Raw genomic sequence first — 17,611 nt, forward strand, 5'->3', positions numbered from 1 at the left:
GCCAAGCGATGAAAACTGCCGATTTACCCGTTTCAGCCCATCCATTGGTGAGTTTTCGCCACCTGGAACGCAGCGACGCGCCCGCCTGGTATGCCTACCTGGCCGATCCTGTTGTCGTGGAGCACACGAGCTGGGACTTGCGTTGCGTCGACGATCTGCAGGCCAATTTCGATGATTATGCATCGGCCCAGCCAGCGTCCTCCATCCGCCTGGCCATCGTGCTGCGCGAGGGCGGCCAGTTGGTGGGCACCATCGGCTTCAATGCCGTTTCCCCGCAGCACCGCACGGCGGAGATTGCCTACGATCTTTCTCCCGCCGTATGGGGGCAGGGCGTGGCCACGTCCATCGCCGCGTCGGTCGTGGACTGGGGCTTCCAGCGCCTGGGCTTGCTGCGCATCCAGGCGACTGTGCTGGAGAGCAATGAACGCTCGATCCGCGTGCTCGAGCGCTGTGATTTCGAACGCGAAGGCTATCTGCGCTGCTACCGGCAAATTCGCGGAAAATCAGGCAACTTCTGGCTGTATGCGCGCATCGCCGGCGTTTGGCGAATAAACTTTCCTTGAGCATACTGCTGGTGGAAGACCACCTGGCCATCGCACGCCAGGTGCTCGACTTCCTCGACGGCCTGGGTTGGCAGACGGACCATGCGGGCACGGGCGCGCTGGCCGTGCAATTGGCCACGTGCAACAGGTATGACGTGGTGCTGCTGGACCTGAACCTGCCCGACATGGATGGCTTGCAAGTGTGCCGCGCCATCAAGGCGGCCGCGCCCAGCAATGTGCCGATTTTGATGCTGACGGCGCGCGACTCTTATGGAGACAAGGCACGGGGCTTCCGCGACGGCGTCGACGATTACCTGCCCAAGCCGTTCGACTTGCGCGAAGTGACCTTGCGCTGCGAAGCGCTGGCGCGGCGTCTGGTGCTGCCCTTGCAGCGCCTGCCCGGGAAGCGCGCCAGCTGGCGTCCGGCAGCGCCGTCCATTTCAGCGAGCGACACCGTCCCGACGAGATCGGTTTCCTGGCGCGCCGCCTGGAAACCACCTTTGCCGAACTGCAGGCGGTGTTGCAGCGCGAACAGGCATTCACCCGCGACGTCAGCCATGAATTGCGCAGGCCGCTGACCTTGATGCACAACACCTTGGCGCTGGCCGATGCGCAGCCCCTGGGCGGACAGGAGCAGGCGCAGCTGCGGCAATCCACGGACGAGATGCGTGCCACCATCGACGTGCTGTTTGCGCTGGCTCGGGCCGAACAGTTGCCAGGCGCAGCGGTGTAGTTGCGCGGCTGCATAGAGCAATGCCTGCTGTCCCTGGACTTGCCCGAGCGGCTGGAGGTGGTTGGCAACCCGCAACTGGTCATGTTGCTCATCAATAATTGCCTGGCGAATGCCTTGTTCCATGGCGGTCCTGATTGCCGCATCAGCATTGCGTTTGCGCAAGGCCACCTGAACATCGTCAATATCGTGCAGGCTGGGCAGCCACCGCGCGTCCAGGGTTTCGCGCATGGCCAGAACCTGTTGCTGCGCCTGGCACAAGCCATGCGCTGGGACATTGCGTTCCACCCCGGCGCGACGCAATACCGTGTCGCTATCGTTCCCACCCAGGCGCAATAAAGTCAGCGGATTTCACCGCGATTTCACCTCGTCCTGTTTATGCTGGCTGCTCTTTTACTTGAAGGGAAGCCCATGAAAATCGCCATCAGCCTGCTCATCCTGTCCTGCCTGTGCACATCCGCGCTGGCCCAGCTGCAATCGCTGCAACACAAGAAAGGCAAGCGCCGCTACATCGTCTATACGCCCCCCCGCCTACGACAGCGCGCTGCAGCAAGTCTTTCCCGTCGTCTTCAATTTCCATGGCGGCGGCATGAGCATGGCGGAACAAATGCTGTACACGCAGATGAACAAGACGGCTGAATGGCACCAGTTCATCGTTGTGTATCCACAAGGCATCAGGCAGGACTGGAACGTGGGTTTCGGCATGGATTACCTGGCGGGCACGGACGATGTCGGTTTCACGCAAGCCATGTTAAGTAAACTCAAGCAGGATTACCGCATCGATGACCAGCGCGCGTATGCGACGGACCTGTCGCGCGGCGGTTTCTTTGCCCTGCGCCTGGCGGCCGAGCTGCCGCAGCAGTTCGCCGCCGTCGCCTCGGTGGGCGCGCCCATGCAGGAACCCGTGGTACAGCACCATCAGCAGCGCGGCAAGATCGGCATGCTGTTGATACAAGGGACGGCCGACAAGGTCGTGCTGCATGAAGGCAAGGCCGCCAGCTACCTGTCGGCGCAGGGCACGTTCGATTACTGGCGCAAGCACAACGGCATCGACGGCGCCACGCCGCAGCCGCGCCTGCTTCCTGGCCCTGCTGGCGATGCCACGCAAGTGAGCTGGCTGGAGCAGGGGAGCGGTGCTGGTGGCGCCAGCGTTGCCTTGATCAGTGTCAAGGACGGCGGCCACACGTGGCCGGGCGCCGATGCCTTCAATATCGGCCTGCCCATCGGCAAGACCACGCGCGCCATTGATGCGAATGAGGTGATTTGGGCATTTTTCAGCCGCCATCGCCGTTGACGCCATGCTAGGATGGCGGCGCGTGACGCAATCATCGGGCGACAGGAAAGGCAGGCACAGTGGCATTATCAACAGCAGGTATCGCGGCCATGGCCGAGGCAATCTTTGCCAAGCCTGGCGCGGCCGTGGCGCAGGCGTATTCGGAGGCGGAACGGGAAGCGCTGCATTTCCACTCGCCTGCCGAGCTGTGCGCATATGCGGCCAAACTGGAGGCCGAAGGCGACAGCTGCGTGCTGCTGGCCGTTTATTACCCCGACATGGCCGGGCACTTTGCCCCGCGCCGTATCGCGCTCGACCCGGCCCAGTGCGACGGCCTCACGTACCGTTACGTCTGCGAAGGCTGGGGCGTCATCCGGGTGTACCTGCGCTTGTCCAGCGGCAAGGGCCCGGACTCGAATGTGGGTGCCAATTCCCAGAAACGTGCGGAAAAATGGCAGCGCCATTACCCGGAATTCGGTCCGGCCGACGCATGGGACTGGGACGCCGTGGGCCGCCATGAACGCCGGCTGATCCGCGTGTTGAAGCAGGTTGCCGCACAGGAGGGCTTGTCATGACGGACGCGATGCAGATCAACCCCGTCACCATCTTTTGCCGCTCGCTGGCGCAGCTTTCCGCCATGCTTGACAAGACCGGTACCGCGCCGCACATGTTGGCGGCGCGTTTGCACCCGGACATGCTGCCATTTGCCCAGCAGGTGCGCGCGGCCGTGAGCTTTTCCCTGCGCGGCTGCTGCCCGCTGGCGGGGCTGGACGTGGTTGATTTCAGCGCCGCCGCCAGCCTGCAGGAGCAGATCGCGCACACCATGCTCTATCTCAAGGCCATACCTGTGGAGCGTTTTGACGGGCCGCCCGAACGCATCTGCCGCGACCGCGCCGGCTTTGCCGACATCGCGCTGCCAGCCGGTGAATACCTGAATTTGTATATTTTGCCGAATTTCTACTTCCACTTCAGCATGGCGTATGCGATTGCGCGCAGCCAGGGAGCCGCCATCGGCAAGGGCGATTTCGACGGTTATCACGCGTATGCGCCGGGATTTTCATTCGAGACGCCGGCCGCGTCGTAATAATTACAGTCCCGCTTCCTTCCAGGCGGAAAACCCCAGCCGTTTCAACAGCCGGCCCGACAGCCCGCAGCTCCAGCAACTGATCTGGATTTTCCTGTGTCTTGCCGGCCCCTGCGCATGCCAGGCTTGCTCGGCATAATCGAGCAGGGCGTCGCTGAGCGGGGAGACGTCGGCTGTCGCAGGCAGGCGAGTCATCAATTCGAACACGCCGTGAGGCGTCTCCTTGACCTGCAGCAAACCGGACAGCAAGGCGCGCAGCACGGCGCCGTCGATGGAGCCGCTCGCTTGCGTGTAGCGCTGTTGCCAGCACAGGCTGCGCGCCTGCCACAGGGCAAGCAGCGCGGGCACGTCGGCCGCCCGCAGTTGCCCGATCAGCTCGTCCGCTTCGTGAAACAGGTCGAGGCGGTCGTATTCGTCGCTGTCCAGGCCCAGCAGTTCATCGAGTTCGTGCAATATGCTCATGCCACCACGTTCGTGGGCGCGCCCCGCTCGAATGCTTCCACGTTGCCGATCAGGATGTCGGCCAGCTTTTGCATGGCCTCGCCACTGGCCCAGGCCGTGTGCGGCGTGAGGATGAAGTTGGGCAGGCGCAAATTCAACAGCGGGTTGTCGGGCAGCGGCGGCTCTTTCGATAACACGTCGAAACCGGCGCCGGCGATCACGCCGTTTGTCAATGCATCGGCCAGCGCCGCTTCATCGACGAGACCGCCCCGCGCCGTGTTGATCAACAGCGACGTCGGCTGCATGCGCGCCAGTTCTTGCGCGCCGATGATGTTGCGCGTCTTGTCCGTCAAAGGCAGGTGCAGGCTCAGCACGTCGGACGTGGCCAGCAGCTCGTCGAACGTCACTTGCGTCACGCCGTCGTCCTCGATGGGCGAGCGGTTATGTACGATGACTTGCATGCCGAAGGCGCGGCCCAGCTGCGCCACGGATTTGCCCAGCGCGCCGTAGCCGAGCAAACCCAGGCGGCTGCCGGCCAGGTCGCGGATCGGGTGGCCGAACAGACAGAAGCGGTCCGACGCTTGCCACAGGCCCGCTTCCACGTCGGCGCGGTAGGCCACCAGCTGGCGGCGCAGGGCCAGCATCAGGGCCAAGGTGTGTTCGGGCACGGTGGCGCGCGCATAGTCGCGGATATTCGCCACGACGATGCCCCGTTCGCGGCAGGCGGCCAGGTCGACAATATCCGTGCCGGTAGCGGCCACGGCGATCATTTTCAAGTCGGGCAGCTGTGCCAGCTCGGCCGCGCGCAACGGCACCTTGTTCGTGATGGCGATGCTGGCGCCTTGCAGGCGGGACACCGTCTGTTCGCTGCCCTTGGTGTGCGCATGTTCTTCCCAGCTGTGCGCGAAGGCGGGCGGGCGCACGGTGGCGATCAGGCTGTCGCGGTCGAGGAAGACGATGCGGTGGGGCGATGTGCTTGCTGCGGTCATGGCTGGGCCTCGGTCAGGGTGGCGCGCGGGCTCGGGCTGGTGTTCCTGCTCTTGAGCTGCGTGGCCGGGTGGTTGGTAAACATGTCGGCGACCCATTCGACAAACACGCGCACCTTGGCGGACAGATGGCGGTTGGGCGGATAGATCACGTGGATGGGCAGCGGGTCGGATTCCCATTCACTGAGCAATTCCACCATTTTGCCCTGTTCTATCAGCGGCGCAAGCATGAAATGCGTCATTTGCACGATGCCCAGACCCGCCAGGCCCGCGGCCGAGTAGGCATTCGAATCGTTCAGGGCGATATGGCTGGGCATGGCGATCTGGATGCGTTCGCCGGCGCGCGTGAAATCCCAGTCAAACGTTTTACCCGTCTTGGCGGAGAAAAAATTCACGCCCCGGTGGCGCGGCAGGTCGTTTGGATGCAGCGGCGTGCCGTGGTGCGCCAGGTAGCCGGGCGAGGCGCACGTCATGAAGTGCAGCACGCCGACCCGGCGCGCGATCAGGTTCAGGTCGCCCAATTCGCCGCCGCGCACGGCGCAGTCGACGCCTTCCTCGATCAGGTCGACGGGACGGTCGCTGCAACCGAGTTCCAGCGAGATGTCCGGGTAGCGGGCAAAGAAATCGGGCAGGGCGGGGATGATCAGTTCGCTGGCCAGGGCCGTGGGTGCATCCACGCGCAGCCGTCCGCTGGGGCTCAATCGCGTGCGCGACAGCGATTCCTCGGCCTCGCGCACGTCCGACAGGATGCGCACGCAGCGTTCGTAATAGGCGGCGCCGTCGGACGTGATGCTGACGTGGCGCGTGGTGCGGTTGAGCAACTTGACCGACAGGCTTGCTTCCAGCGACTGGATCAGGGTCGATACGGTGGCTTTCGGCAGCTGCATGTTTTCCGCCGCGCGCGTAAAGCCGCCCGCATCGACGACTTGAATGAAAACTTCCATGGCTTGCAGCTTGTTCACTTGATTTCCTATCACTTTAGACGCGATTATTCAGAATCCTGAACAATCAATTCGTCATTGCACTCTTTATCAGATTGTAGATCAAGTCTATAGTTGTTGTACTGCAGCATAAATGTGATTGCCGCAGGAAGTTCACAGGAGAAATATCATGGGTCATCGGAATGGAATCTTTGCAGTGCTCGCTCTCGCTATGAGCTCGCTCGCTCTGGCCGCGATGGTATCGACGGATGCATACTCGATGGCGGCGCAAAGCGAAGCCAGCGGTTATAGCGCCCTGACCCATGAAGTGGGCGGTGGCGTCCTGTTGTGCCTGAACGACACCGTACTCGATGTTGCGGTGCAGCCGGTGGTGGCGCAATGAGCGTTGCCGGTACCGCGGTTGAACTGGCACCTGGCCAGGCGCTGAAGATACGCGACATCCAGGTGCAGGGCGCGCAGGATGCGCTCGGCGCGCGCGTCTACACGGCCGGCGTGCCGGGCGCCAAGCAGTCGAGCCTGATCGTCTTCTTCCATGGCGGCGGCTTTGTCGACGGCGACCTGGACGACGCGGACGACTTCCTGCGCTGCCTCGTGCTGAGCAACCCGGACCACGTGGTGCTGGCCGCGAACTACACCTTGGCCAAGGTGCGGCCGTTCCCCGCCGCCGTGGAAGACGCGCATGCCGTGTTGCTGTGGGCAAAAAAGAACAAGTCCAAGCTGGGCTGGACGGGCAAGCAGATGGTGGTGTCGGGCATCGAAGCGGGCGCCAACCTGGCTGCCGTGTGCGCCATGATGTCGCGCGACCGGGGCGGACCGCCCCTCGCGGGCCAGGTGCTGATCATGCCCATGCTCGACCCCGGCCTGTCGACCTGCTCGATGCGCAACTTGCCGACGTGCCCAGACCTGGCGGAAGTGGCTGATCAATGCGCCGCCGCCTACCGTGGCTACCTGCCAAATGCCGCTGACCGTACCCATCCGTACGCGTCGCCATTGCAGTCGAGCCGATTGAAGAACCTGCCGCCGGCGCTCATCCTGTCCGGCGAAGACGACCCATTGCGCGACGAGGCTGAACAATACGGCAGCAAGCTGATCGCCTGCGGCATCAAGACCACCGTACGGCGCATGCCCGCCGCGCCGCTGCAGGATGCGGGCGCGCGTAATGAATGCGCCTGCAAGGTACATGCCTTGAGTGAAATCGCCAGCTTTGTCGCTGGACTGGGGCAGGAGCCCGAGTCATGACGCCGCCATCTGCGGCACCGCAAAAAAACTTACACTAATCAGTTTACTTTTTGAGTTTCGGTTGTTACACTACGGAGTGTAGTTCCCATCTTGCCTGAGTTGTGCGCTCGCACAGCCAGCTTTGTCGTCCCCGTCCGCTTTTAAACAGCTGGCGGCCTGTTTACCTTTGATCGAGCGCCGTCGGGCGCCATGGCACCACCATTCACTTTTTCAGTTGGGTTGCTTCCTGCCGCCCATATCATTAGAAATTTTCATAAAACAGGGAAATAAAATGAAAAACGCTCAACAATTTTCCACCCTACTGAAGCCCCTGGCTGCCTCGCTCGCGCTGGCAGGACTGGTGGCCGTGAGCCTGGCTGGCTGCGATTCGGCCAATAGCAAGGTGCCCGACGCGCCAGCGGCCGGCGGCCCGCCCATCTCGGCCGCCGCCGTCGTTGAAAAACAGATCACGGAAACGCAGGAATTCTCGGGCCGCCTGGAAGCGATCGAGCGCGTGGAAATCCGCTCGAGAGTCGGCGGCTTCATCACGGCCGTCAATTTCAAGCCGGGCAGCGAAGTCAAAAAGGGCGACGTGCTGTTCGTCATCGATCCGCGTCCATTCCAGGCCGAAGTGTCGCGCGCCGAAGGTACGGCCGCCTCGGCCCGCGCCAAGGCGGAACTGGCCAAGCTGGAACTGTCGCGCGCTGAAAAGCTGCTGGCTGAAAAAGCCATCGCCCAGCGCGAATTCGATGAAAAAGCCTCGGGCCTGAAAGAGCTGGATGCGAATGTCCGCTCGGCGCAGGCAGCGTATGAAGCGGCGAAACTGAACCTGTCGTACACGCAGGTGCAGGCACCGATCAGCGGCCGCGTCAGCAAGGCGGAAATCACCGTCGGCAACCTGATCGACGCTTCCGCCATCCTCACCTCGGTGGTGTCGACGGACCGCATCTACGCCAGCTTCGACGGCGATGAAGATACGTACCTGCGCGTGGCCGGCACGGCGCAAAAGGGCACGCCCGTCACCGTCAAGGTAGGCCTGGCCAATGAAACGGGCTTCCCGCATGAAGGCAAGCTGGAATTCGTCGACAACCAGCTCGATCCGGCCACGGGCAGCGTGCGCATGCGCGCCACCTTCGCCAACGCCGAGCGCCAGCTGGTGCCTGGCCTGTTCGCGCGCATCCAGCTCGACGGCGGTAACGGCCCGCAGGCGCAAAGCACGGCCCTGTTGATCAGCGACCGCGCTGTCGGCACGGATCAAAGCCGCAAATACGTCTACGTGGTGGGCGCCGACAACAAGGCCGAATACCGCGCCGTCAAGCTGGGCCCGACCTCGGATGGCTTGCGCGTGGTGCGTGAAGGTTTGAAAGCGGGCGAAAAAATCGTCGTCAACGGCTTGCAGCGCGTGCGCCCCGGCGCCCCGGTGACGCCGCAGATAGTGGCGATGGATTTCGATCCGACCGCGCCTGCCGCCCCCGCAAAACCTGAAGCAAAAGATGCCAAGATCGCCGCGAAAGCAGCATCGACTTCCAAGGAATAAACATGAACTTTTCCCGCTTTTTCATCGACAAGCCGATTTTCGCGGCGGTGCTGTCGATCGTCATATTCGTGGCCGGGCTGCTGTCGATTTTCGGCCTGCCCATCTCCGAATATCCCGACGTCGTGCCGCCATCCGTGGTGGTGCGCGCGCAGTACCCGGGCGCCAACCCGAAAGTGATCGCCGAAACCGTGGCCGCGCCGCTCGAAGAGCAGATCAACGGCGTCGAGAACATGCTCTACATGTCCTCGCAAAACACGTCCGATGGCGCGATGATGCTGACCGTGACCTTCAAGATCGGCACCAACGTCGAGCAGGCCGAGACGCAAGTGCAGAACCGCGTGCAGCGCGCCTTGCCGCGCCTGCCCGAGGAAGTGCGCCAGATCGGCGTGACGACCGTCAAGTCCTCGCCCAACCTGACCATGGTGGTGCACCTGGTTTCGCCAAACAAGCGCTATGACGATATGTATCTGCGTAACTACGCGGTGCTGAACGTCAAGGATCAACTGGCCCGTTTGCCCGGCATGGGCGACATCCAGATCTTCGGCGCCGGCGACTACGCCATGCGCATCTGGCTCGACCCGCAAAAGGTGGCGGCGCGCGGCATGACGGCCAATGACGTCGTCGACGCGATTCGCGAGCAGAACGTGCAGGTGGCCGCCGGTGTGATCGGCGCCTCGCCAGCGAAGAACTCGGACTTCCAGCTGACCGTCAACACCCAGGGCCGTCTGCAGACGCCCGAGGAGTTTGGCGCCATCATCGTGCGCACGAATGCCGACGGTGCAGTGACGCACCTGAAGGACGTGGCGCGCGTGGAAATGGGCGCCAACAGCTACTCGCTGCGTTCGCTGCTGAACAATAATCCGGCCGTCGGCATGGGTATTTTCGAAGCGCCGAACGCCAACGCGCTGCAACTGTCTTCCGACGTGCGTTCCAAGATGGACGAACTGAAAAAAGACTTCCCGCAAGGCGTGGAATACCGGATCGAGTACGACCCGACGCAGTTTGTGCGTTCGTCCATCGAAGCCGTGATCCATACCCTGCTGGAAGCCATCGCCCTGGTGGTGCTGGTGGTGATCATCTTCCTGCAAACCTGGCGCGCATCGATCATCCCGCTGCTGGCCGTTCCCGTCTCCATCGTCGGCACCTTTGCCGTGATGCTGGGCTTTGGCTTCTCGATCAACACGCTGTCGCTGTTCGGCCTCGTGCTGGCCATCGGTATCGTCGTCGATGACGCCATCGTGGTGGTGGAAAACGTCGAGCGCAATATCGAGGAAGGCTTGTCGCCGCGCGACGCCACTATCCAGGCCATGAAAGAGGTGAGCGGTCCTATCGTCGCCATCGCCCTGGTGCTGTGCGCCGTGTTCGTGCCGATCGCCTTCGTGCCAGGTTTGTCCGGCGAGTTCTATCGCCAGTTCGCGCTGACCATCGCCATTTCGACCGTGATCTCCGCTTTCAGCTCGCTGACCCTGGCGCCAGCCCTGTCGGCCGCGCTGCTCAAACCGCACGATGCGCCGAAAGACGCGCTGACGCGCGGCATGGACATGGTCTTCGGCCGCTTCTTCGCCTGGTTCAACCGCTTCTTCGGCCGCGCTTCGCACCGCTATGAAGCGGGCGTAAAAGGCGTGTTGGGCCGCAAGAGCGCCTCGCTGGGCGTGTATGCGCTGCTGGTCGTTGCCGCCATCTTCACCTTCAAGTCCGTGCCGGCCGGCTTCGTGCCAGCACAGGACAAGCAATACCTGGTGGGCTTTGCGCAATTGCCTGACGCCGCTTCGCTGGACCGCACGGAAGATGTCGTGCGCCGCATGTCCGACGTCATCAAGTCGGTGCCTGGCGTCGAATCGACCATCGCCTTCCCCGGCCTGTCGATCAACGATTTCACCAATGCGCCGAACGCCGGCATCGTGTTCGCCACCCTGAAACCGTTCGACGAGCGCACCAGCAAGGAATTGTCGGGCGGCGCCATTGCGGCCGAGATCAACAAGCGCCTGGGCGGTATCCAGGACGCCTTCATCATGGTCTTCCCGCCACCGCCGGTCAACGGCCTCGGCACCATCGGCGGCTTCAAGATGATGATCGAAGACCGCGGCAATCTCGGTTACGACGCGCTGTACAACGCCACCCAGGCGCTGGCCGCGAAAGCGTACCAGACGCCGGAACTGGCGGGCGTGTTCTCGGGTTACCAGATCAACGTGCCGCAGCTGTTCGCCGACGTCGACCGCGTGAAAGCCAAGCAGATGGGCGTGCAGCTGCAAACGATTTACCAGACCTTGCAGATCAACCTCGGTTCGCTGTACGTGAATGACTTCAATCAGTTTGGCCGTACCTACCAGGTGCGCGTGCAAGCCGATGCGGCGTTCCGTTCGCATGCGCAGGATATCGCGCAACTGAAGGTACGCAACGACAAGGGCGAGATGATCCCGCTGTCGTCGCTGATGCGCGTCAAGGACAGCTATGGCCCGGACCGCGTGCAGCGCTACAACGCGTATGCCGCAGCCGACTTCAATGGCGGTGCAGCCCCTGGCGTATCGAGCGGCCAGGCGCAAGCGGCGCTGGAACGCATCGCCAAGGAAGTGCTGCCGCAGGGGATTTCGTATGAATGGACGGAGCTGACCTACCAGGACATCTTGTCCGGCAATACGATGATCTATGTCTTCCCGCTGTGCGTGCTGCTGGTGTTCCTGGTGCTCGCCGCCCAGTACGAAAGCTGGACATTGCCGCTGGCCGTGATTCTGATCGTGCCGATGTCGATCCTCTGCGCGCTGTTGGGCGTGAAGCTGACCGGTGGCGACAACAACGTGTTTACCCAGATTGCGCTGTTCGTGCTGGTGGGGCTGGCGTCGAAGAATGCGATTCTGATCGTGGAATTTGCCCGCGAACTGGAAGAGCATGGCCGTACCGTCGTGCAAGCGGCGCTGGAAGCGTGCCGTCTGCGTCTGCGTCCGATCCTGATGACGTCGATCGCCTTCATCATGGGCGTGGTGCCCCTGGTGTTCTCGAATGGCGCCGGTTCGGAAATGCGCCATGCCATGGGTGTGGCGGTCTTCGCCGGCATGCTGGGCGTGACCTTCTTCGGCCTGTTCCTGACGCCCGTGTTCTACGTACTGCTGCGCACCCTGGCGCAGCGTTTTGAGAAAAAACCAGCCGCCGTTGCCGCCAAGCCTGTCGCCGCGCCAGCGCTGGATCTGGAAGGAGATATATATTGAAAACCAAGGAAATCATCTGGCGCGTCAAGCCCGTGCTGACCGCCATGGCCGCAGCCGTGCTGCTGGCCGCCTGCGCGGCGCCGGAGTTCAAGCAGCCGCAGATCGAGACACCGGCCGCGTTCAAGGAAGCGCAAACCTTGCCCGCCGTGCAGACGGCGGCCGACGGCACGCGCTGGAAACAGGGCGTACCTGCCGAGCGCCAGGCGCGCGGCGAGTGGTGGCTGGCGTTCAATGATCCGGCCCTCACGAGCCTGATCAACGAAGCCACGCAAGCGAATGCCAACCTGGCCGTCGCCGCCGCCCGCGTCAAGCAGGCGAGGGCGATTGCCGGCATCGCCGAAGCGGACCGCATCCCGCAAGTGGGCGTGAACGTGGGCGGCCAGCGCAACCGCGCTTCCGCCGTGTCGCTCGGCTTGCCGAACGGCGCGCCGGTGGCGGCCACGAATGTCTATCAGGCCAACCTGACGGCCAGCTACGAAGTCGATCTGTTCGGCCGCGTGGCGTCCAACGTCAGCGCCTCGCGCAGCGATGCGCTGGCCGTGGAAGCGACTTACCGCTCGGTGCTGCTGTCCTTGCAGGCCGACGTGGCGCAGACCTACTTCCAGCTGCGCGCCACGGACGCCGAACTGGCGACCCTGGAACAGACGGTGCGCCTGCGCGAGGAAAGCGTGCATGTGAACCAGCGCCGCTATGACCTGGGCGACATCGGCGAGTTCGATCTGTCGCGTGCCCGCACGGAGCTGTCGACCGTGCGCGCCGAAGCCATCGGCCTGCAGCGCCAGCGCGCCACCAGCGAGCATGCGCTGGCTGTCCTGCTGGGTAAACCTGCCGCCAGTTTCACGGCGACCGTCAACCCGCTGCAAGATAGCGGCTTCCTGCCCGTGATCCCGGCCGGCATGCCGTCCTCCCTGCTGGAACGCCGTCCCGACATCGCGTCGGCGCAGCGCACCATGGAAGCGTCGAATGCGCGCATCGGCGTGGCGAAATCGGCCATGTTCCCGGCCTTGACCTTGAACGCCTCCGGCGGCGGCGCGTCCGATACCTTCTCGGACATCTTCAAGTGGAGCAGCCGCTCCTGGCTGCTGGGCGCCCTGATGTCGATGCCGATCATCGACGGTGGCCGCAACAAGGCGGCCGTGAGCCGCAGCGAAGCGCAGCTGGAAGAGTCGGTGGCGACGTATCGCCAGAGCGTGCTGGTGGCCTTCGCCGAGGTGGAAGACAACCTGGCCGGCCTGCGCATCCTGTCGGGCCAGACGCAGCAGATCGACGAAGCCGTCGTCTCGGCGCGCCGTTCGGCCGACCTGGCGCAAAAGCTGTACGACGCTGGCCGTTCCAGCTACCTCGATCTGCTCGACGCGCAGCGCAACCTGGCGGCCATCGAGCGCAACGCCGTGCAATTGCGCGGCAACCGCGCCGTCACCACGGTGGCGCTGATCCGCTCCCTGGGCGGCGGCTGGGGCGAGACGGAGCCGCAAGTAGCTGCCAACTAGTTTCCGGTCCGCGGCGATAAGCCTCTCAAGAACGGCGTCGTGCTTTGCACGGCGCCGTTTTTTTTATGGGGGGCTTGTGTAGGTCGGCTTAGCGCGTAGCGCGTAATCCGACATTTCCCGCGGCGTAAAATAAATTGAATCCAATCCCCGTCCGACCACGTAAATACTCCTGCAATCATGCAAACGCCGTCATCCAGGAGATACCATCATGCGCACCTTCGTTCCCGCAGCACTGTTCTTTACATCCATGCTGGCCGCCAGCGCCCCGTTTGCCGCCGACATGACGACCATGGTCGGTGGCCAGAGCATGTATCCGTCCAAGGACATCGTCGACAATGCTGTCAATTCGGCCGACCACACGACCCTGGTCGCCGCCGTCAAGGCGGCCGGCCTGGTCGATACCCTGAAAGGCAAGGGCCCATTTACCGTGTTCGCGCCGACGAATGCGGCCTTCGGCAAGCTGCCGGCCGGCACCGTCGAGACTCTGGTGAAGCCGGAAAACAAGGCGACCCTGACGAAAATCCTCACCTACCACGTGGTGCCCGGCAAATACGACTTCAAGGCGCTGGCCAAGGAAATCAAGATGCACGATGGTAAAGCCACCTTGCCCACGGCCAGCGGCGGCAAGTTGATGTTCGCCATGAACGGCATGCACAACATCGTGGTGATGGATGAAAGCGGCAATAGCGCCAACATCAGTACCTATGACGTGTACCAGTCGAATGGCGTGATCAATGTCATCGACTCGGTGCTGATGCCTAAATAAGCGAACGAAAAAGCGGACGAAAAAAAAGACAGGGAAAACCCTGTCTTTTTCATTTATGCCGCCGTGATTACTTGGCTGGCGCTGCTGGCGTTGCCGGCACCGCTGGTTCCGCAGGTGCTGCCTTGTCGGCTGGAGCGGCTTTCTTCGCCTTGTGATGCTTGGCTTTCTTGTGCGCCGCTGGCTTGACGGCGGCTGCCGGCGCTTCGGCCTTGACGACAGGAGCGACGACAGGAATCGGTGCCACTGGAGCGACTGGCGCAACGGCTGGCGTCTGGGCGAAAGCGGCGGTGGCGAACAGGCTGGCGATCAGGGTGGCGATAACTTTTTTCATGATGAGATCCTTGGTGTTTTTTCGGGTTGATGCAGTGAGAATGAATTACTTGGCTGCTGCAGGTGCCGCTTCAGCGGTGGCCGATGCCAGTTTTTCGTCAGCTTTGGCCTTGGTTTTCTTGGCCTTGTGGTGTGCCTTGGCTTTCGTGGTGGCCGCTTCCGCCTTGGCGCTGGCGACGTCCGTTTTCGCTGCGACGACTGCTTTCGCTTCTTTGGCATCCGCTTTGACGACGGCTTGCGCTTCCTTGGCGTCCGCTTTCACGACAGCCTTGGTGTGGGCCGCTTCCACTTTTGCTGGTACCGAGGCTGCCGGAGCGGCCGCAGGTGCTGCCGGGGTTTGGGCGAAGGCTGCGGTTGCGAACAGGCCGGCGATCAGGGTAACAATTGCTTTTTTCATGGTGCAGTCCTCAGTGGTGGTTTGTCTGGTATGTCTGTTGGTGCCGGGATGATTCCCGTGTCACTGAGCATAAAACGCGCCCCCGATCGCTTGCGTTGACGGTCATTACAAACGCTTACATCTGCGTTGTATCCGCCTTCAGGATGGCCTTCAGGATGTCTTCCGAACGGCGCTGTCCATAAGGCTTGCCGTACGCGCTGGACGCGATGCTCACCACCATGCGCCGCGCGGGTATCACGTAGATCTTGTTGCCGCCATTGCCCGAGGCGAAATGCACGGCGATCTTTTGTCCCCCGATGTCCTGCGTCTTCGCATACCAGAAATAGCCGTAGCTGTCGGCGTAGCGGTCGACGGCGCCGGTGGCCACGCGTGGCGCCAGCGCCGCTTGCAGCCAGCTCGTATCGATCACCCTCTTGCCGTCAACTACGCCGTCGTCGAGCACCATCTGGCCGATTTTTGCCGTGTCGCGCGCGCGCAGCGACAGATTACCCTGGCCCTTCGGATGGTTGGCCACGTCGCGGCCCCAGCTCCAGCGGGTGATGCCCAGTGGCGAGAACAGCACCTTGGCGGCGACATCTTCCAGGTCGGCGCCGCTGGCGCTTTCCACCACTCTGCCCGCGACATACGCCCCCAGCGAGTTGTAGCGGTAGGCGCTGCCCGGCGCCGTGGCAGCGGGCACGCCGCGCACGAAGGCGGCAGGGTCGGGCGCCGCATCGAGCTTGTCTTCATTGCCCGGCGACTGTTCGTCTTCATCGAAGGCGGCCAGGCCCGAACGCATGGTCAGCAGGTCGTCGATGAGCACCTTGCCTGCCGGGCTGCCAGCGACTTCGGGCCAGTAATCTCCCACCGTTTTTGTCGTCGCCAGCTGGCCGCGCGCCACGGCCGCGCCCGCCAGCAGGGCGGTGATGCTCTTGCCGGCCGAGCGGATGTCGTGCAGGGTGTCGGCCGTCTCGCCGTTGTAATAGCGTTCGGCCACGATGGCGCCGTCGCGCAGCACGACGACGGCGCGCAAGTCGCCATGGCTGTCGCGGTCCTGGGCTTGCAGGACTTGCTCCAGGGTGGCGGGGGCGGTTTGCGCATTGGCGGCGCAAGGCAGGGACAGGGCGGTAAGCAGCAGCAGGTGGCGCATGGGATAGGCTTCGCGGCGATGGTCGGAGTGCCAGTGTCCCCCATCTGCGCCGCTTTGTCGCGCGCAAGGTGCCTGGTTCGATGAAGTTTGCATGAAGATGCGGTGGAAGCTGCGCCATGCAAAAAGGACAGCCGAAGCTGTCCCTGGTACTGCGGGCGAAGTGGTCAAGCAAGCGCAGACCCGGCGGACGCGCTCGCGTGACGTCGTTCGCGCTTACTTCGCTGGCGTTGCCGGTGCTGCTGGAGCGGTTTCCGCCGCTTTCGCCGCATCCGCCTTTACTTTGGCTTTGCTGGCCTTGTGATGGGCCTTGGTCTTGGTGGCTTTGGCGTCGGCCTTGGCGCTGGCGACATCGGCTTTCGCATCGGCGACGACGGCTGCTTCTTTCGCATCGGCTTTCACGATGGCCTTGGTTTCCTTGGCTTCAGCCTTGACCACGGCTTTCGTGTGGGCCGCTTCCGCCTTGGCCGGAACCGATGCTGCAGGAGCGGCAGGGGTTTGGGCGAAGGCTGCGGTTGCGAACAGGCCGGCGATGAGGGTGGCGATAACTTTTTTCATTGTATTTTCCTGGCGAGTGGTAAGCGATGGTAGGGGGGATTACTTGGCTGCGGCTGGTGCGGCTTCGGCGGTGGCCGATGCCAGCTTTTCGTCAGCCTTGGCCTTGGTTTTCTTGGCCTTATGGTGCGCCTTGGCTTTCGTGGTGGCCGCTTCCGCCTTGGCGCTGGCGACGTCCGTTTTCGCGGCAACGACTGCTTTTGCTTCCTTGGCATCCGCTTTGACAACGGCTTGCGCTTCCTTGGCGTCCGCTTTCACGACCGCCTTGGTGTGGGCCGCTTCCACTTTCGCTGGTACCGAGGCTGCCGGAGCGGCCGCAGGTGCTGCCGGGGTTTGGGCGAAGGCTGCGGTTGCGAACAAGCCGGCGATCAGGGTAACAATTGCTTTTTTCATGGTGCAGTCCTCAGTGGTGGTTTGTCTGGTATGTCTGTTGGTGCCGGAATGATTTCCGTGTCACTGAGCATAAAACGCGGCCCGGAAGGTTATCGTTGACCTTGTTTACACTTTCTTACAATCGGGTGATTTAAGTGGCGTTAATTGAAAAAGACGGCGTGAAAATGCAAAAAGACAGCCGAAGCTGTCTTTTTGCATGGCGCAAAAAACGCGCTGCGTGAATTATTTGGCTGCTGCTGCGGTCGCTTCAGTTTTGGCTTCGTCAGCCTTGGCCTTGGCTTTTTTCGCTTTGTGATGGGCTTTGGCCTTGGTGACTTTGGCGTCGGCCTTGGCGCTGGCGACATCGGCTTTCGCATCGGCGACGACGGCCGCTTCCTTGGCATCGGCTTTGACTACGGCCTTGGTTTCCTTGGCTTCCGCTTTGGCCACTTCCTTGGTGTGCTTGGCTTCGGCCTTGACAGGCGCGGCTGGCGTTTGAGCAAAGGCTGCGGTAGCGAACAAGCCGGCGATCAGAGTAGCGATTACTTTTTTCATGGTGCAGTTCCTCGAGAAGTGGGGTTGTAGTTCAGGAGATCAATCCCCTGTCACTGAGGCAAAAA

23 protein-coding genes are annotated in these 17,611 nt (G+C 62.7%); 14 read left to right on the forward strand and 9 right to left on the reverse strand.

Annotation, left to right across the window (positions count from 1 at the left end; genetic code table 11):
* Window positions 1–8: 8 nt before the first annotated feature.
* The 8 genes from ASN89_RS06255 to ASN89_RS06285 all read left to right on the forward strand — a co-directional run bounded on the left by ASN89_RS06255 (window position 9) and on the right by ASN89_RS06285 (window position 3,629).
* Complete coding sequence (locus tag ASN89_RS06255; protein WP_058048650.1) at window positions 9–563, forward strand: GNAT family N-acetyltransferase; 555 nt, start codon at window positions 9–11, stop codon at window positions 561–563.
* Complete coding sequence (locus ASN89_RS28025) at window positions 560–1,120, forward strand: response regulator transcription factor (protein ID WP_235501887.1); 561 nt, start codon at window positions 560–562, stop codon at window positions 1,118–1,120. Before ASN89_RS06255 ends, ASN89_RS28025 begins: the two co-directional genes overlap by 4 nt.
* Window positions 1,121–1,125: 5 nt before the next feature.
* The gene (locus ASN89_RS28935; RefSeq protein WP_161911738.1) at window positions 1,126–1,275 is read left to right on the forward strand and encodes a hypothetical protein; all 150 of its coding nucleotides are present in this window, start codon (window positions 1,126–1,128) and stop codon (window positions 1,273–1,275) included.
* A complete protein-coding gene (locus ASN89_RS06270) occupies window positions 1,276–1,611 on the forward strand; it encodes a hypothetical protein (protein WP_058048652.1) in 336 nt (111 codons plus the stop codon).
* A 72-nt stretch (window positions 1,612–1,683) separates the two neighbouring features.
* Window positions 1,684–1,911 carry a hypothetical protein gene (locus ASN89_RS29415; RefSeq protein ID WP_235501888.1) on the forward strand — a complete coding sequence of 76 codons (228 nt, stop codon included), beginning with the start codon at window positions 1,684–1,686 and terminating at the stop codon, window positions 1,909–1,911.
* Window positions 1,817–2,566, forward strand: coding sequence for an alpha/beta hydrolase family esterase (locus ASN89_RS06275; protein WP_235501894.1), 750 nt, complete (start codon window positions 1,817–1,819; stop codon window positions 2,564–2,566). Before ASN89_RS29415 ends, ASN89_RS06275 begins: the two co-directional genes overlap by 95 nt.
* Before the next feature lie 89 nt (window positions 2,567–2,655).
* Window positions 2,656–3,120 (forward strand): hypothetical protein, encoded by a 465-nt coding sequence (locus ASN89_RS06280; RefSeq protein ID WP_058048653.1) that lies wholly within the window; start codon window positions 2,656–2,658, stop codon window positions 3,118–3,120.
* Complete coding sequence (locus ASN89_RS06285) at window positions 3,117–3,629, forward strand: DUF1993 domain-containing protein (RefSeq protein WP_235501889.1); 513 nt, start codon at window positions 3,117–3,119, stop codon at window positions 3,627–3,629. Before ASN89_RS06280 ends, ASN89_RS06285 begins: the two co-directional genes overlap by 4 nt.
* Before the next feature lie 3 nt (window positions 3,630–3,632).
* On the opposite strand, the gene ASN89_RS06290 is transcribed toward ASN89_RS06285, so the two are convergent.
* Genes ASN89_RS06290 through ASN89_RS06300 form a run of 3 tightly spaced genes read right to left on the reverse strand, consistent with a single transcriptional unit; the run spans window position 3,633 to window position 6,018 of the window.
* Complete coding sequence (locus ASN89_RS06290; RefSeq protein WP_058048654.1) at window positions 3,633–4,091, reverse strand: hypothetical protein; 459 nt, start codon at window positions 4,089–4,091, stop codon at window positions 3,633–3,635.
* Complete coding sequence (locus ASN89_RS06295) at window positions 4,088–5,059, reverse strand: D-2-hydroxyacid dehydrogenase (protein ID WP_058048655.1); 972 nt, start codon at window positions 5,057–5,059, stop codon at window positions 4,088–4,090. Before ASN89_RS06295 ends, ASN89_RS06290 begins: the two co-directional genes overlap by 4 nt.
* Window positions 5,056–6,018 carry a LysR family transcriptional regulator gene (locus ASN89_RS06300; protein WP_058048656.1) on the reverse strand — a complete coding sequence of 321 codons (963 nt, stop codon included), beginning with the start codon at window positions 6,016–6,018 and terminating at the stop codon, window positions 5,056–5,058. The genes ASN89_RS06295 and ASN89_RS06300 overlap by 4 nt, the downstream gene beginning before the upstream one ends.
* A 190-nt stretch (window positions 6,019–6,208) precedes the next feature.
* Between ASN89_RS06300 and ASN89_RS28940 the strand changes: the two genes are divergently transcribed.
* From ASN89_RS28940 to ASN89_RS06325, 6 genes are all read left to right on the forward strand, one after another.
* On the forward strand, window positions 6,209–6,379 hold the full coding sequence (locus ASN89_RS28940; protein ID WP_166446692.1) for a hypothetical protein: 171 nt from the start codon (window positions 6,209–6,211) through the stop codon (window positions 6,377–6,379).
* A complete protein-coding gene (locus ASN89_RS06305; RefSeq protein ID WP_058048657.1) occupies window positions 6,376–7,236 on the forward strand; it encodes an alpha/beta hydrolase in 861 nt (286 codons plus the stop codon). Before ASN89_RS28940 ends, ASN89_RS06305 begins: the two co-directional genes overlap by 4 nt.
* Before the next feature lie 271 nt (window positions 7,237–7,507).
* Complete coding sequence (locus ASN89_RS06310) at window positions 7,508–8,752, forward strand: efflux RND transporter periplasmic adaptor subunit (RefSeq protein ID WP_058048658.1); 1,245 nt, start codon at window positions 7,508–7,510, stop codon at window positions 8,750–8,752.
* 2 nt (window positions 8,753–8,754) lie between these two features.
* Window positions 8,755–11,955 (forward strand): efflux RND transporter permease subunit, encoded by a 3,201-nt coding sequence (locus ASN89_RS06315; protein WP_034751959.1) that lies wholly within the window; start codon window positions 8,755–8,757, stop codon window positions 11,953–11,955.
* 44 nt (window positions 11,956–11,999) lie between these two features.
* The gene (locus ASN89_RS06320) at window positions 12,000–13,445 is read left to right on the forward strand and encodes an efflux transporter outer membrane subunit (protein WP_058048732.1); all 1,446 of its coding nucleotides are present in this window, start codon (window positions 12,000–12,002) and stop codon (window positions 13,443–13,445) included.
* 208 nt (window positions 13,446–13,653) lie between these two features.
* Entirely contained in the window at window positions 13,654–14,211 is a 558-nt protein-coding gene (locus ASN89_RS06325) for a fasciclin domain-containing protein (protein WP_058048659.1), read from the forward strand.
* Window positions 14,212–14,278: 67 nt separating this feature from the next.
* Here ASN89_RS06325 and ASN89_RS06330 read toward each other — a convergent pair whose 3' ends face one another.
* The 6 genes from ASN89_RS06330 to ASN89_RS06355 all read right to left on the reverse strand — a co-directional run bounded on the left by ASN89_RS06330 (window position 14,279) and on the right by ASN89_RS06355 (window position 17,546).
* Window positions 14,279–14,542, reverse strand: a complete 264-nt coding sequence (locus ASN89_RS06330; RefSeq protein WP_046684064.1) for a hypothetical protein — start codon at window positions 14,540–14,542, stop codon at window positions 14,279–14,281.
* 45 nt (window positions 14,543–14,587) lie between these two features.
* Complete coding sequence (locus ASN89_RS06335) at window positions 14,588–14,938, reverse strand: hypothetical protein (protein WP_046684065.1); 351 nt, start codon at window positions 14,936–14,938, stop codon at window positions 14,588–14,590.
* Window positions 14,939–15,053: 115 nt separating this feature from the next.
* A complete protein-coding gene (locus ASN89_RS06340) occupies window positions 15,054–16,067 on the reverse strand; it encodes a serine hydrolase domain-containing protein (protein ID WP_058048660.1) in 1,014 nt (337 codons plus the stop codon).
* 213 nt (window positions 16,068–16,280) lie between these two features.
* Window positions 16,281–16,622: a hypothetical protein gene (locus tag ASN89_RS06345; protein WP_058048661.1), complete on the reverse strand. Its 342-nt coding sequence runs from the start codon at window positions 16,620–16,622 to the stop codon at window positions 16,281–16,283.
* 39 nt (window positions 16,623–16,661) lie between these two features.
* A complete protein-coding gene (locus ASN89_RS06350) occupies window positions 16,662–17,012 on the reverse strand; it encodes a hypothetical protein (protein WP_046684065.1) in 351 nt (116 codons plus the stop codon).
* A 222-nt stretch (window positions 17,013–17,234) separates the two neighbouring features.
* The gene (locus tag ASN89_RS06355; RefSeq protein WP_058048662.1) at window positions 17,235–17,546 is read right to left on the reverse strand and encodes a hypothetical protein; all 312 of its coding nucleotides are present in this window, start codon (window positions 17,544–17,546) and stop codon (window positions 17,235–17,237) included.
* Window positions 17,547–17,611: the final 65 nt, after the last annotated feature.

The organism is Janthinobacterium sp. Ant5-2-1 (genome assembly GCF_001445815.1).
In the GTDB taxonomy this organism is placed as follows: Bacteria; Pseudomonadota; Gammaproteobacteria; order Burkholderiales; family Burkholderiaceae_D; genus Janthinobacterium; species Janthinobacterium lividum_E.